The organism is Akkermansiaceae bacterium (assembly GCA_024233115.1).
Classification (GTDB): Bacteria; Verrucomicrobiota; Verrucomicrobiia; order Verrucomicrobiales; family Akkermansiaceae; genus Oceaniferula.
On record JACKQB010000004.1, the window covers coordinates 304801 to 319033 of the forward strand.

Consider the following 14233-nt stretch of genomic DNA (forward strand, 5'->3'; position numbering starts at 1 on the left):
CATGCAAGCGACCAAACCAATTTTCATAGCAGCAACAGCACTCGCCATCGTCGGCTGTGCGCCAGTTGGACCCGATTACGTCAAACCGGAGTTCCGGCCGTCACAGCAGTATAAATCGAGCACCAGCAGTCATTTTGGTGTTTCGAGCTCGTGGTGGCAGTCTTTCCGCGACCCCGAGCTCAACCGCTTGCAGGGCCAGCTGCTCGCACAGAACCTTGACCTTGCCGCTGCCCATGCCCGCAGGAAGCAGGCACTCGCCCAGCTCGGCATCACCGCATCCGCGGTATACCCCCAACTGAATGCCACCGGCTCGGCGACGCGGCATAAGAGCAGCCAGGCCGGACTCAGCGGCAGCCAGCTGAGCGAGTATTATTCACTCTATGACGTGGGTGGCTATCTTTCCTATGAAATGGACCTGTGGGGCCGGGTCCGCCGACTCGTGGAAGCGGGTAAGGCGGATGCCGAGGCAGCTGGATTCGCGGTGGCGGACGCACGGGTGTCGCTGCAGACACAGCTTGCCCGACAGTACTTCGCGCTGCGCTTCCTCGACGAGGAAATATCCATCCTCGCCCAAGCGGTGGAGACGCGCAAGGTCAGCGTGAAAATCACCAACGAGCGACACCAGGCCGGACTGACGTCCGAGCTCGACACCGCACGCGCCAAGTCGGAGCTTGCCAATGCACGGGCTGACCTGCTTGCGCTCAAGGGACCGCGCGCCACCTTGGAAAACTCAATCGCCGTCCTGCTCGGCCAGCAGCCGTCGGCATTCCGTATCCGCTCCCGCAGCTCCCGGGCCTACCTGCCCACCGTCCCTGCTGGAGTTCCAGCGGCACTGCTCTACCGCAGGCCGGATGTCGCCGTCGCCGAGCGCAAAGTGGCAGCGGCCACGGCACGGATCGGTCTGGCTGAAGCGGAACGCTACCCGAAGTTCTCACTAACTGGCAGCGCCGGCAGCAATGCGGTCTCCAGTAAAAACTTCCTCGGCTGGTCGAGCCAGTTTTTCTCGATCGGACCATCCGTCTCCGTACCGTTGTTCCAGGGCAAGCGTATCAAATCCGGTATTCTGCTCTCCCAGGCACAGCGTGAGGAGGCACTGGCAAACTACCAGAAAACCGTGCTGAGCGCGATCGCCGACGTCGAGAGTGCCGTGGCCAGCCTGCAAGCTCTCAAGGGTGAGGCCAGCGCCCGTCATAGCGCGGTCGAGGCCAGCGCGCGGACGCTCGAGCTTTCCTCCGTGCGCTACAAGGAGGGTGCCACCAACTACCTCGATGTTGCTGATGCCCAGCGCAGCAAACTCAGTGCGCAACGGGCGGCGGTGCGGACACGCGGCCAGCAGTTCGGGGCGACGATCCAACTCATCCAGGCGCTCGGCGGAGGTTTCAGCAGAGGCAAGTAACCTCCGCCCCGCCGGTCAGCACCCACGTGTTTCCAACATCCATAACTAACAATAATCACAATTTCGTATGAAACTTTCCATTTCCACACTCACCACCATTGCCGTCACCGCGGCTGCCGTTACCCTGGTATCCTGCAAAGGTAAAAAAGAGGAGCAGCAGAACGCGGGAGCGCAGGGTCTCATGCCGGTGCCGGTCGCGTCGCCCGTGAAAAAATCCGTCACCCTGACCGAAGTCTACACCGGTCGCTTTGAGGCCACCGAGAAAGTCGAGGTCCGCTCACGCGTCTCCGGCTACATCGATCAAATCCATTTCAAGGAAGGCCAGCTGATCAAACAGGGTGAACCGATGTTTTCCATCGACCCCTCGATCTTTGACGCCGACCTCGCCAATGCCAGGGCACGGGTCACCCAGGTGGAGACCGCGATCAAACTCGCCGACTCCAACCTCCGGCGGGCAGCGTCACTGGTGAAAAACAATGCCATTTCACGTGAGGAGTTCGATGTGCGCCAGGCTGAGCATGACAAGGCGAAGGCCGACCTCAAGTCTGCCGAGGCCCAGCTTCGCCGCGCCGCGCTCAACCGGGAGTTTGCGGATATCGCGGCTCCCATTTCCGGGATTGCCGGCAAACACCAGATCACCCGCGGCAACTACATCAATGGCGGCAACGCCGGTGCCCAGGTGCTGACCACCATCATCCCGCAGAACCCGATCGACGTTTACTTCGAAATGAACGAGCGGCAGGTGCTTGAGTTCAAACGGCTCGCACAGGATGCCGTGGCGAAGGGGGCCGGCAGGCAACGACTCGCCGTCGAGATCGCGGTGTCGGATTCAGACAAGTTCGAGTACAGCGGTGTGATCGACTACACGGAAAACGCACTCGACCCGTCCACCGCCACCATGCGGATGCGTGCACGGGTCAACAACGACAGCGGACTTCTAACACCCGGCCTTTTTGCCAAGGTCAGGATGCCGGTGGGAGGCCAGCGCGACCTCATCCTTGTCAAGGAATCGGCGCTCGGGTTCGACCAGGACAAACGCTATGCATGGGTGCTGCAAAAGGACAACACACTGGCCCGCGCATACGTTCAGGTCGGCAGTGCCCAGGGAGATATGCGCGTGGTTAGATCCGGCTTGGCGCCCAGCGACAAAATTGCGATCGGCCGTATCCAGTTCCTGCGCCCCAAGGTGCCGGTGAACCCGATGCCGGCCCCGATGGAAACCCCGACCCAGACAGCTGCCGATACCGGTAAGTAGTCGACGCCAATAGCGTTTTACCATTTCCATTTACACCGAGCATGAAAAACTTCGCCTATTTCTTTATCGACCGTCCGCGCTTTGCCACGGTCGTCTCACTGATCATCACCCTGGTGGGCTTTCTTGCCTTCCGTAGTCTGCAGGTGGCCCAGTTTCCCGAGATCACACCGCCGACGGTGGTGGTGCGCGCGGCTCTTCCCGGCGCCAACCCCGACGTCCTCGCCAATACCATCGCCGCACCCATCGAGCAGGAGGTCAACGGTGTGGAGGGTATGATCTACATGAACTCCCAGAGCACCGCCGATGGTGTCTATCAACTCACCGTCAGCTTCGAACCGGGCACCGATCTGAACGAAGCCCAGGTGCTGGTGCAAAACCGGGTGTCGACGGCGGAGCCGAAACTGCCCAGCCAGACCCGCAGCATCGGGGTGACCGTGGAAAAATCCTCACCGGACCTGATGATGGTGGTCCAGATGTACTCACCGGATGATACCTTCGACATGGCCTACGTGTCGAACTACGCGCTACTGCAAGTACGGGACGAACTCCGGCGCATCGAGGGAGTCGGGGAAGTGCGCCTGTTCGGTGGCCGAGAGTATTCGATGCGCATCTGGCTCAACCCGGAGCGGATGGACTTTTACAAACTGACCTCCAACGAAGTGGTCGCCGCCCTGCGCCAGCAGAACGTCCAGGTGGCTGCAGGTATCATCGGTCAGGAGCCGCAGCCGGACAAGGTTTCGCTCCAGCTCAACGTCACCACCACCGGTCGACTGACCGAGCTGGAGGAATTTGAAAATATCATCGTCAAAAACTCACCGGACGGACGTCTGGTGCACCTCAAGGATCTGGCACGGGTGGAGCTCGGCTCGCTCGACTACAACGTCAACGCCTACCTCGGCGAGTCCCGCACGGTGGCCATCCCCATTTTCCAACAGCCCGGCTCCAATGCCCTGGAAACCGCCGAGGCCATCCGCAAAACCATGGATGAGCTGTCCAGGGATTTTCCCGAGGGGCTCACCTACAGCATCGACTACGACCCCACCGTATTCATCGACCGGTCGATTGATGCGGTGTTCGACACCCTGTTTGAAGCCGTGTTGCTGGTGGTGCTGGTCATGATTGTCTTCCTGCAGTCGTGGCGTGCCGCGATCATCCCGCTGCTGGCCATCCCGGTGTCGCTGATCGGTACCTTCGCGGTGATGCAGGGGCTCGGGTTCTCGATCAACAACCTGACACTTTTCGGACTCGTACTCGCCATTGGTATCGTGGTGGATGACGCCATCGTGGTGGTGGAAAACATCGACCGCAACCTGGAGGACGGACTGCCGCCGCGCGAGGCCACCCGGAAGGCCATGAAGGAGGTCTCCGGCGCCCTGTTCGCCACCGCGCTGGTGCTGATGGCGGTCTTTATCCCGACGGTTTTCATCGACGGCATCACCGGTCAGTTCTTCCGCCAGTTCGCCGTTACCGTCGCTACCTCCACCTTCATCTCGATGATCGTTTCGCTGTCGCTGTCGCCGGCGCTCGGTGTGCTGATTCTGCGTGCCGACAATAAAAAATCCGACGCCGTCTCACGTGTCATCAATTTCCTCTTCGGCTGGTTGTTCAACGCGTTCAACTGGTTGTTCGACCGGATCACCGGCAGCTATGGCTGGATTGTTAGAAAAACCCTGCGTATGGCGCTGCTGATGCTACTCATCTACGGCGCGCTGATGGCGACCGCCTACATGGGCTTCAAACGGGTCCCCGGTGGATTCATCCCGACGCAGGACCAGGGTTACTCGATTGTTGCCGTGCAGCTCCCGGCTGGCACTCCGTTGCAGAAAACCGATCAGGTCGCCCGCGACCTGGTCAAGGACCTGCTCAAGGTCAAGGGTATGAAAAACACCGTCGCCTTCGCCGGTTTTAACGGTGCCACCTTTTCCAACGCACCCAATGCCGTGGTGATCTTCACCGTCTTTGATGACTTCGCCGACCGTAAGACCGCCGACCTGACAGCCGACGCGATCCGGGCACGGCTGCAGCAAACCGCGATGAAGCAGGACGCCCTGGCATTTGTCATCCCGCCACCCACCGTACGCGGACTCGGTACCGGTGGTGGTTTCAAAATGGAGATCCAAGACCGGGCAGGTCTCGGCTACACGGCGTTGGAACAGGCGACCTGGCAGCTTGCCTTCGCCGCCATGGCGGATGACACCATCGCCCAGGCATTCACCCCCTACACCTCCGCCTCACCCCAGTTGTTTGCCGATATCGACCGGGAAAAAGCCCAGATGCTCGGCGTGTCGCCGGGTGAGATTTTCTCCACCCTGGAAACCCAGCTGGGTTCCTCCTTTGTCAATGAACTCAACCTCTATGGCAGGACGTTCAGGGTGACAGCTCAGGCTGATGCGCCTTACCGCAACCAGGAAACCGACATCACAGCGCTCAAAGTCCGTAACAACAAGGGTGACATGGTGCCGATGGGGTCGTTTACCACCGTCAGCAGCGTGACCGGTCCCGACCGGGTGGTGCGGCACAACCTCTATTCATCCGCCGACCTGTTAGGAACCCCGACGCCCGGGGTGTCGACCGGACAGGCACTCGCTAAAATGGAGCAAATCGCGCGGCAGGTGCTGCCTCCAGGCATATCCTACGAGTGGACCGAGCTCGCCTATCAGGAGAAAAAATCCGGCACCAGCCCGGTGGTTCTATTCACGCTTTCCGTGGTTTTTGTTTTCCTCCTGCTGGCTGCCCAGTACGAGTCGTGGGGCCTGCCGCTGGCGGTTATCCTGACCGTTCCCCTCTGTCTTTCCGGAGCCATCTGGGGGGTGCATCTCAGGGGGATGGACAACAACATCCTGACCCAGATCGGAATTGTGGTTCTGATCGCGCTGGCATCCAAGAACGCGATTCTGATCATTGAGTTTGCCAAGCAGTTAGAGGACCAGGGACGGGACAGGTTTGAGGCCGCGTTACAGGCAGCGAAGCTCCGGTTCCGACCCATCGTCATGACCTCCTTCGCCTTCATCCTGGGTGTGGTACCACTGGCGCTCGCCACTGGCGCTGGTGCGGAAATGCGACAGGCGCTTGGCACCGTGGTCTTTGCCGGCATGCTCGCGGTCACGATGTTCGGCGTGTTTTTCGCACCCCTCTTTTACGTTATAGTTAGAAAATGGGTCAAGGAATAGGTCCGCCGCGTCAATGGCTGCATTCAGCATTGAGATCGACCGCAAACCGCTGTAGTTTACCTTCATGAAAAAGAGAATCATCTGGCTGACCGGTTGCACCTCGGGTCTGGGCCGCGCCCTGGTGGATGAGTTTTCCGCCGCCGGACACACTGTGGCAGGTTGTGGAAGGCGGCAGGAGCTGATCCGCGACCTGCTGAACGAGTTTCCGGAACCCCATTATTTTGAAGCCATAGACGTTTCATCCGATACCGCGACTGCCGGTTTCTGCAAGCATGCACTCGCTGTCACCGGCCCTCCCGACCTGCTGATCAACAACGCCGCCATCGTCAACGAGCCTGCACCGCTGTGGCAGATTGCTACCGGGGATTTTGACCGTCTGATCGCCATCAATATCAGCGGCACCGCCAACATGATCCGCCATTGCGTGCCGATCATGGAGGAAAATGGAGGCGTCATCGTGAATCTGTCGTCGGGCTGGGGAAGATCAACCTCCCCCGAAGTCGCACCGTATTGCGCGAGCAAATGGGCGATCGAAGGTCTGACCCAGGCGCTGGCACAGGAACTGCCACCCGGCCTGGCAGCCGTCGCCCTGAACCCCGGCATTATCGACACACGTATGCTTCGGACCTGTTGGGGAGATGGTGCGTCACACTATCCTGACGCCAAACAATGGGCCACTACCGCAGCTCCATTTCTACTAGGTATCGGGCCTGGCAACAATGCAGATTCTCTTACAGCTCCGTAAAATTCCGGTTTTTTGCGTCAGCCAAGTACCACATCAACAAGGAATAACGATGATATTCCGTCGTTTCAAATTTCGTTTGGTGTCGTTTATTATTGAATAACGCTAACAAGTTAGATTAGAGTGAGAGGTGCTATGCAAAATCACCCTTCAAACAAGAACGCAAAAACCACTCCATCCGGCGCATATGATCCGGACATCCTGTCCGCCATCGAGGCTGCTGCCGCCGCAGCGGATGAAGAGGAGGAATCGGCATCCGCCTCGTCGGTAAACACTACCCAACAAACCAGGAGGGCCAACCTAACAAAAAAAATCCGTCATGACCATCGTGACGAGATTTGCGAAAAAGAATACGATGCGATGCTCAACGAGGCCTTCGAGGCGCGGGAGGCACGTGATGCACGCAATAAAAAACGTTTCCGGATCGCAACCGCCGCTTGTTTCCTCATTACTGTTGGGTCGGCCGGCGCTTGGTATGCGGCATCCGAGGATAACCGCACCGCAGTCCACAACCTTTGGGGCAGTGCTGTCGCCATCACGGCGGATGTCAAGGAGGGTACCGATGTGGTTGCCATCATGGACAAATACGACGAGGCCCTGGATAAGATCGAAGAGCGGCAAGGACAGGTCACCGACGCAGCCATTGAACTCGGGGCCGACCCAAGCAATGGCACTGCTGAAAGCAGGAAACAGCTCGACAAGTCGATGCAAAACGTCACCGGCGATGCCCGCACGGTCCAACAGCGTGATGAGGAGATCAGGAAGCGTTTTGGCAAAATGGCAGAACAGGCACGTTCCGACATCGAAGCCAAGCGGGCAGAACAAAAGGCAGAACAAAAGGCGGAGCAAGAGTGAAATAGCACCAGCTTTAGCGATGGCTCCCCCATGCCAGGCTCCGTTACAATGGGCAGGACAGTACATCATTATATCTAAATATGAATTTTTTTCTATTTAGTGCTTGCCGTTATTATATCTCGTTGATATAAGCCACCCACATCGCCGCAGGCAACGCCTGCACAAGGCTCACTCTGACTGGCGCTCCAACTGACCGCCCCCTCCCCCCAACCAACTCACAACGACCTTCGATCATGAACACGTTCACCACATCATTTACCACGCTTCCCGGCTCAATCGGGATCGGCGGCTGGTCGGTGTGTGCTCTGGCATCCTATCGATGCCTCGGGGGATCACAGATGAAGAGCCGGGGGGGATTCCGTCCCTCCAACCAGGAGAGCAGGATTCGTCATAGCGCCAAGAACATGGTACCGGATCACGGTATCGCACCCAACGTGAAAGGAGGTCCACGGTCTGCATAAGATCATTGAAACAGGCAAATAACAGCCACATCAACGGTTACAACCCATGCAGACCTGCTCTCCCCCCGAGGAAGCAGGATTTTTTATGCCCGGATTTCTCAAAAACCCCAAGCTTCAAAATCCAAACACCAACTAAGAAGCCGCCCTGCGGCCAACGATAAACCCAATAACTGATAACTGATAACTGAATACTTTTACCTCATTTCCACATAGCCCACAAACAAAAGGCCGTCACCAGCTGTATCTGATGACGACCCGGGAAGGCAAAGCCTGACTGAAACCTTTGATGGCAACAGCCAACGATACCCTCAACGCATCGTAGACTAGCCTCAAAACCCCTATCAGTCAAGTATGGCACCACTATGCCTATAGATATTATATACTATCTTGTATAGATATATCTACTCTTCCCCTGTGAGCGCATTAAACAGGCTTTCCAGGGAGGTGTGCCAGAAACACCGAAACGTCCGCCGGGAAAACCCGCGGCTGTGACTCCGCCAAGGAGTGGCAAGGGTGTTCGTTTCAAATAACGACAGAGCCGGCACAAAGCCTGCGCCGGCTCTGTCTATTCTATAATCTAATAGCGAGGTGGATGCTGGTATCCTGACGGGTTTCATACGCCTGTCCTCGCGGGTTCGATTCCCGCCCTCGCAATTTTAATGCCTCTGACCAGAGCTAGTGAACTGGCCTGCCTGCAAAGCAGAGTTTGGCGGGTGCGATCCCCGCAGAGGTATCCAATATAGAGTATGGTCTTGTAGTCCGCGACTTCCTGTAGTGCGCCAGGCCTTCCCCTTTGCTAAAGCTGGGGAGGACTAGACGAAGGACTCGTAGGTTGATCAACGATAGGCAGCCGGAGACTGCAAGTCTCCACTCCATACCACTTTTTACGCGTTATTAGTTCAATGGTAGAACGCCAGTCTTCCAAACTGGATACCTCGGTTCGATCCCGGGATAGCGCACCATTTTTTCCCGTTTAGCTAGCCCCTTCAGAACGCAAGATCTGTAAGGGGGGGTGACTGGATATTCCTCGACTCAACAACATTCCAAGGAATACGGTGATAGCTACAACGAAGCCTATGCCGGTAGCCAATAAACCCCAGGGGATGTGATATGGATCACCCTCGAATACCGCACGACCTAGCAAAACGCTGGCGGTGAGGGCGAGAATAGATCCAGCTATCGTGGCCATTAATGCAAGCAACGCATACTCGACGGCAAGGATGGAGGATATTTGTTTCCTCGTCGCCCCGAGTGTGCGCAGCAGGACACTTTCGCGTATCCTGATTCGCCGACCTGCTAGAATCGACGCCACCAATACGATAGCACCGGTAACGACAGTAAATAGTGCCATAATCTGAACCGTCTTGCCAGCGGTGGTCAGAATCGACTGCACTGTTTTCAGGATCAAACTTAGATCAATGGTGTTTACGTAAGGCAGTTTTTTAAACATCGCCTGCTGGAGGTTAGCTGTCGAATCATCATCCGGCGAATGGGCGGCAAGTACGTCGAATGAGACGTATTCGTCGATTGTGCCTTGCGGAAATACGATAAAGAAATTCAGATTCATGCTCCGCCAGTCTACTTCACGTAAACTGGCGACACGCAGTTTGCGTGTCACTCCGAAACCCTCGATGGAAACAGTCACCTCGTCACCCAGTTGCAGGCCGAGATCGGATGCTAGTTTTCGTTCAAAACTAACGGGAATGACATCGCTCTCCTGTAGTCCTTTGGCGGTTCCTACCCACTCGCCGGCAACGAGTTCCTCGCTATCCGATAATGCTTCGCGAAACGTGGAACGAAACTCACGCCGCAGGATCCACTTGGGGATGGGCCGTTCTCCCTCCGCGGGTTTACCAATGAGTCCGGCGACAGGCCGACCCTTGATCTCCGTTAGTCGCATCTGGACAATCGGCGCATTACCGAGAAGTATGACCCCACTGTCGGCAATCAACTGTTCAACGGCTTGTTTTTCCTCTGGTGGAATATCGACGAGAAACAGATTGGGTTTATCCCCCATCCTCACCGGGTCGAGCCACTGCAAAAGGATGTTTTGCATCAGTAGCAGTGTAAATATGAGGAACACTCCCAAACCGATGGAAACCATAAACAAGCCGGTCTGGTTGTTAGGTCGGTGCAAACTGGCTACACCTTGTCGGATTACAAACGGCCATGACGGCCGCGCGATGAGTTTTGTAAACCAGCGAAGTAATTTGCCGATGACGCTTAAAAACACAAAGGCAAACGCCAGGAACCCGATGTATCCGAGCGAGGTTTTCCATCCATGGTCTGCCCCCCCGTTATCCAACCACGTCAGCAGCAACGCAAAGACAAACAAGCCAAAAATAACAAGCCAACGGAGTGGGTCGCGGGCTGGTTTTCGCATGCTGACTTGCTCGCGACGCAATGCCGCAAGCGGGCTGACCCGCCTGACTGCCAGTAGAGGCAACAAGGCGAAACAAACACAGATCATCACACCAACGGCTGCCGCTTTGCCAACTTCAAACCAGGCTGGCACCACATCCACAGCAAAGGGAAGTGTGCCCGGTGGCAAACTGGAAATGACCAGTCCCAGAAAATACACAAAACCACTACCCACCAATACACCGCCCAGGGTTCCAGCAATGCCCATGGCAATACTCTGCGCAAGATAGACGGCAAATGCCTGCGCCGATGAGCAACCGAGGCAACGCAAGGTCGCGACACTTTGCAGTCGCTCCGACACATGGATGTGTATCGCCCCCGCAACTCCGATCCCGCCAAGGAACAGCGCACTAAAACCGATCAGGTTAAAAAAAATGTAGAGTCGGTCGATCGCCTTTTCAATATTCTCACTCCGCTTCTCGGAGGTCGTGTGGGTTAACCGTTGTTGCTCGAGTACGGCGGCATTTTTGTTCACCCATTTCCCGGCATCCACTGACTTGGGGAGTTTGAAATAGGTTCTGTAAAAGACCAGGCTCTTGCTGCCCGTAAGATTGGATTGGTCGATCACATCCAATGACGTCAGCACCGTCGGTGAGAATGCCGCGAAGCCCGAGGCCGATGGTGGCGCTTGTTCCAACACCCCGACCACCGGTAACTCCAGATCACCAAGCTTTGCCAGATCACCAAGCTTGGCATTCATTTTCCTGAGGAACGATGCCTCCACAATCACCCCCGGCGATTGCTGCACCCTAGCCCAGGCGTCCGCAGGACTGGTGACGATCTTTCCATAAAAAGGAAACGAAGCATCCAGACCACGCAGGCTCACCAACTTAGGCGACGGGGAACTTCCTACACGCAACATCGTTGAAAATGAAACCTCACTGGCCTGCTCACCGCCGTTGCTGGCTATGTCTGCAAACAGCGACTTCGTTTCCCCGGTGTAGGGCTGGCGTGATGACACCATCAAATCGGCACCTAACAGCGACTTGGCCTGTGAACCTACCGCGTCGTTCAGGTTTTGTCGCAGCGATCCGATCGTTACCAAGGCGGCTACGCCAAACACGATCGATGCGGAGAAAAGCAACAGTCGCCAACGCACGGCACGGCTATCCCGCCAAGCCATCCGCCAGGCCCAGGGGGTAAAGAGATGTCGTACTATTTTCAGCATCTTACAAACCTATCAGATCTCAGAATCATTCAACCAACCTGCCCCCCTTCAGACGGAATACCAACGACGCCTTCTCGGCCAATTCAAGATCGTGTGTCACTACCACGAGCGCGGTGCCCAGTTCTCGGTTCAAATCAAACAACATTCCCTCAACTACATGACTGGCTTCCTCGTCGAGGTTTCCGGTCGGTTCATCCGCAAACAGGATCTTCGGCTGATGGATAAACGCGCGCGCAATCGCGACACGCTGCTGCTCGCCACCAGAGAGCTGGCTGGGGTAATGTTTCATCCTTTCACCCAGACCGACACGATCCAGCAGCTCTGCCGCCCGATCCGTCAATGTGCCATTCTGGTTTCCGCTGAGTTCACCGGGAACCAGCACGTTTTCCAGCGCTGTCAGTGTTGGCATCAGTTGGAAATTCTGGAAAATAAAACCGATCGACTCACTACGCAGTTTCGCCCGGGCGTCTTCGTCAAAAGCGGAAATATCCTTGCCAGCGAGTGCCACCGTACCGCTTGTGGCGCGGTCAAGGCCAGCGCAGAGACCGAGGAGCGTTGTTTTCCCACTGCCCGATGGCCCCACGATTGCCGCCGTCGCCCCTTGTGGGACATCGATGCTAACGCGGTCGAGCACCGTCAGCTCATGACCGCCGCTTGGGTAGGTTTTCGTCAGTTCACAGGTCCTGAGTATCGAATGCTTGTCGTTTGTTGTCATGTATTTCTAGCCAATTCCACAGATGGGGTTAACGTGTCGCCACATCCAAAAACGCAGCTTAATATCAACAGCAAGTGCATTTATGATACACCGTTTCCAGCATCCGTCTTGTTTTTTTCCAATCATTATGGGGATTTGTATGATGGTGCTTTTCACTGGCACCACGATTGCCCGGGAAATAAAAAAGATCGTCTTTCTTGGCGACAGCATCACGGCGGGTTATGGACTGGAAAAAGAGGAAGCCTACCCAGCGGTCATCAGTCAACTCGCTGCCGCTGATGGCAAAAAAATTCAGATCGTCAATGCCGGATTAAGTGGCGACACCACCAGTGGCGGTCTGCGCAGAATCCGGGTGATCGCCAGGCAGCCCCTCGATATTCTCGTCATCGCCCTTGGCGGCAACGACGGCCTCCGCGGCATCGCCCCCAAGGTGAGCCAGGTGAACCTTGAGCGCATCATCGACGTTGTCAGAGAGAAACAACCCGATGCCCGGATTCTCGTCGCCGGTATGCAAATGCCGGATAACATGGGCAAGGAATACATCGATGCCTTCCGTAAGGTTTTTGCCGATGTGGCGCAAAAGAAAAATGTCCTCGCGCTACCGTTTTTGCTAGAGGGGGTAGCTGCCGACAAGTCGCTTAATCTGCCCGACGGAATTCATCCCAATGCAAAAGGTCAAGCAATCGTTGCGGCGCATGTTTATAAAGCATTGGCTCCGCTGCTTAAATAGCACCGTTTCACGATCAGTTAGCTGTCATCAGCTAACTTCTTGTTATGTCCACTTAGCCCAATCGGCAGAGGCAGCAGACTTAAAATCCGCATAGTGCTGGTTCGACTCCAGTCGTGGATACCAATTTTTATAGCCAGGAGTTTCAACCAGACAGGCGTGCTGGGTTTGTTTGCTAAACAATACGTCCCCACTTGACCAGGATGAGGCTCAAGTCCTCGGAACTCCGCCATTCATACAACTGGTCTATAGCTCAACGGTAGAGCAGCCGGCTTTTAACCGGCGGATCAGGGTTCGATTCCCTGTGGGCCAATTTTTAAGCTCTCGTAGTGTAAAGGTTAACACCTTCGACTTTCTATCGAATGATCCGGGTTCGATTCCCGGCGGGAGTATTTTTTAAATGGATGATTTCAGATTGCAGAATGGATAATTGTTCATTCTGCAATCTGAAATCATTCATTCCAAAACCCGGGTCGCCTAACGGTTAAGACTACGGACTTTGAATCCGTCAATGGTGGTTCGACTCCACCCCTGGGCGCCATCATTTGAAACGAACACCCGCTCACTTAAATTCTAAACTTAAAACTCCAAACACCAAACTCATGACATTTCTTCACAAAAACACCGTGCTTGTCCTGAACCGGAACTGGCAGGCGATCTCCGTGACCACCCCGGCGCAAGCGTTCGGGCAGATGGCCACGGACGCCGCCACCGGTCTCGACATCCAGCATCACGACTGGATGGTGCCGGTCAATTGGGCCACCTGGCTCACACTGCCGGTGCGGGAAAAGGATATCTCCATTGGCACCGTCAGCGGATCCGTCAGGGCACCCACCGTCATTGTGCTGTCGCGCTACGCGGATGTGCCTGTCCACCGACCCCGCCTTTGTGCCAGAAATATCTGGCTGCGGGACGGAGGCCGATGCCAATACACCGGACGCCCTCTCACACGGGACGAAGGGAATATCGACCACATCATCCCTCAGTCGCGTGGTGGTTCGACCTCCTGGGAAAACTGCGTGCTGGCCTGCCGGAAAATCAATACCCGCAAAGCCGACCGCACACCCACCGAGGCCGGGCTGACGCTGATCCGCCCACCGGAAAAACCCCGGGCCGTACCCATCACATTAACCCTGGAAAACTTCCACAACATCCCCGACTGGAATGTATTCCTACCTAACAAAACAAACCAACAACCGCGAAATACGCTAACTACGCGAAAAATTTCTTTGGAGTGCGCTGAGCCATCAGCGCTTTTAATCCACCGGAAAATGTCAGACCATCATTGACGCAGTAAGTTCATTCAACTTTCACACAGCAATC

General features: G+C 56.1%; 9 protein-coding genes and 5 tRNA genes. 12 read left to right on the plus strand and 2 right to left on the minus strand.

Annotation, left to right across the window (positions count from 1 at the left end):
- Position 1 precedes the first annotated feature (1 nt).
- The 8 genes from H7A51_12315 to H7A51_12350 all read left to right on the plus strand — a co-directional run bounded on the left by H7A51_12315 (position 2) and on the right by H7A51_12350 (position 8841).
- Positions 2–1396, plus strand: a complete 1395-nt coding sequence (locus tag H7A51_12315) for an efflux transporter outer membrane subunit (GenBank protein ID MCP5537001.1) — start codon at positions 2–4, stop codon at positions 1394–1396.
- A 67-nt stretch (positions 1397–1463) separates the two neighbouring features.
- On the plus strand, positions 1464–2651 hold the full coding sequence (locus tag H7A51_12320; GenBank protein MCP5537002.1) for an efflux RND transporter periplasmic adaptor subunit: 1188 nt from the start codon (positions 1464–1466) through the stop codon (positions 2649–2651).
- Between the two features lie 41 nt (positions 2652–2692).
- The gene (locus H7A51_12325; GenBank protein MCP5537003.1) at positions 2693–5821 is read left to right on the plus strand and encodes a multidrug efflux RND transporter permease subunit; all 3129 of its coding nucleotides are present in this window, start codon (positions 2693–2695) and stop codon (positions 5819–5821) included.
- Positions 5822–5885: 64 nt separating this feature from the next.
- Positions 5886–6566 carry an SDR family oxidoreductase gene (locus H7A51_12330; GenBank protein MCP5537004.1) on the plus strand — a complete coding sequence of 227 codons (681 nt, stop codon included), beginning with the start codon at positions 5886–5888 and terminating at the stop codon, positions 6564–6566.
- Between the two features lie 132 nt (positions 6567–6698).
- Positions 6699–7418 carry a hypothetical protein gene (locus H7A51_12335; GenBank protein ID MCP5537005.1) on the plus strand — a complete coding sequence of 240 codons (720 nt, stop codon included), beginning with the start codon at positions 6699–6701 and terminating at the stop codon, positions 7416–7418.
- A gap of 1043 nt (positions 7419–8461) precedes the next feature.
- Positions 8462–8533: transfer RNA gene (locus H7A51_12340), tRNA-OTHER, on the plus strand.
- Between the two features lie 6 nt (positions 8534–8539).
- Positions 8540–8616 (plus strand) — tRNA-Cys (locus H7A51_12345).
- Positions 8617–8767: 151 nt separating this feature from the next.
- A tRNA-Gly gene (locus H7A51_12350) sits at positions 8768–8841 on the plus strand.
- A gap of 11 nt (positions 8842–8852) precedes the next feature.
- Here the strand turns inward: H7A51_12350 and H7A51_12355 are convergent.
- Positions 8853–11468, minus strand: coding sequence for an ABC transporter permease (locus H7A51_12355; protein ID MCP5537006.1), 2616 nt, complete (start codon positions 11466–11468; stop codon positions 8853–8855).
- 25 nt (positions 11469–11493) lie between these two features.
- The gene (locus H7A51_12360) at positions 11494–12183 is read right to left on the minus strand and encodes an ABC transporter ATP-binding protein (protein MCP5537007.1); all 690 of its coding nucleotides are present in this window, start codon (positions 12181–12183) and stop codon (positions 11494–11496) included.
- A 139-nt stretch (positions 12184–12322) separates the two neighbouring features.
- On the opposite strand from H7A51_12360, the gene H7A51_12365 reads away from it, so the two are divergent.
- The 4 genes from H7A51_12365 (at position 12323) to H7A51_12380 (ending at position 14199) form a co-directional block, all read left to right on the plus strand.
- On the plus strand, positions 12323–12913 hold the full coding sequence (locus H7A51_12365; GenBank protein ID MCP5537008.1) for an arylesterase: 591 nt from the start codon (positions 12323–12325) through the stop codon (positions 12911–12913).
- 239 nt (positions 12914–13152) lie between these two features.
- Positions 13153–13223 (plus strand) — tRNA-Lys (locus tag H7A51_12370).
- A gap of 7 nt (positions 13224–13230) precedes the next feature.
- Positions 13231–13302, plus strand: a tRNA-Glu gene (locus H7A51_12375).
- Positions 13303–13512: 210 nt separating this feature from the next.
- The gene (locus H7A51_12380; GenBank protein ID MCP5537009.1) at positions 13513–14199 is read left to right on the plus strand and encodes an HNH endonuclease; all 687 of its coding nucleotides are present in this window, start codon (positions 13513–13515) and stop codon (positions 14197–14199) included.
- The last annotated feature ends 34 nt before the right edge of the window (positions 14200–14233 follow it).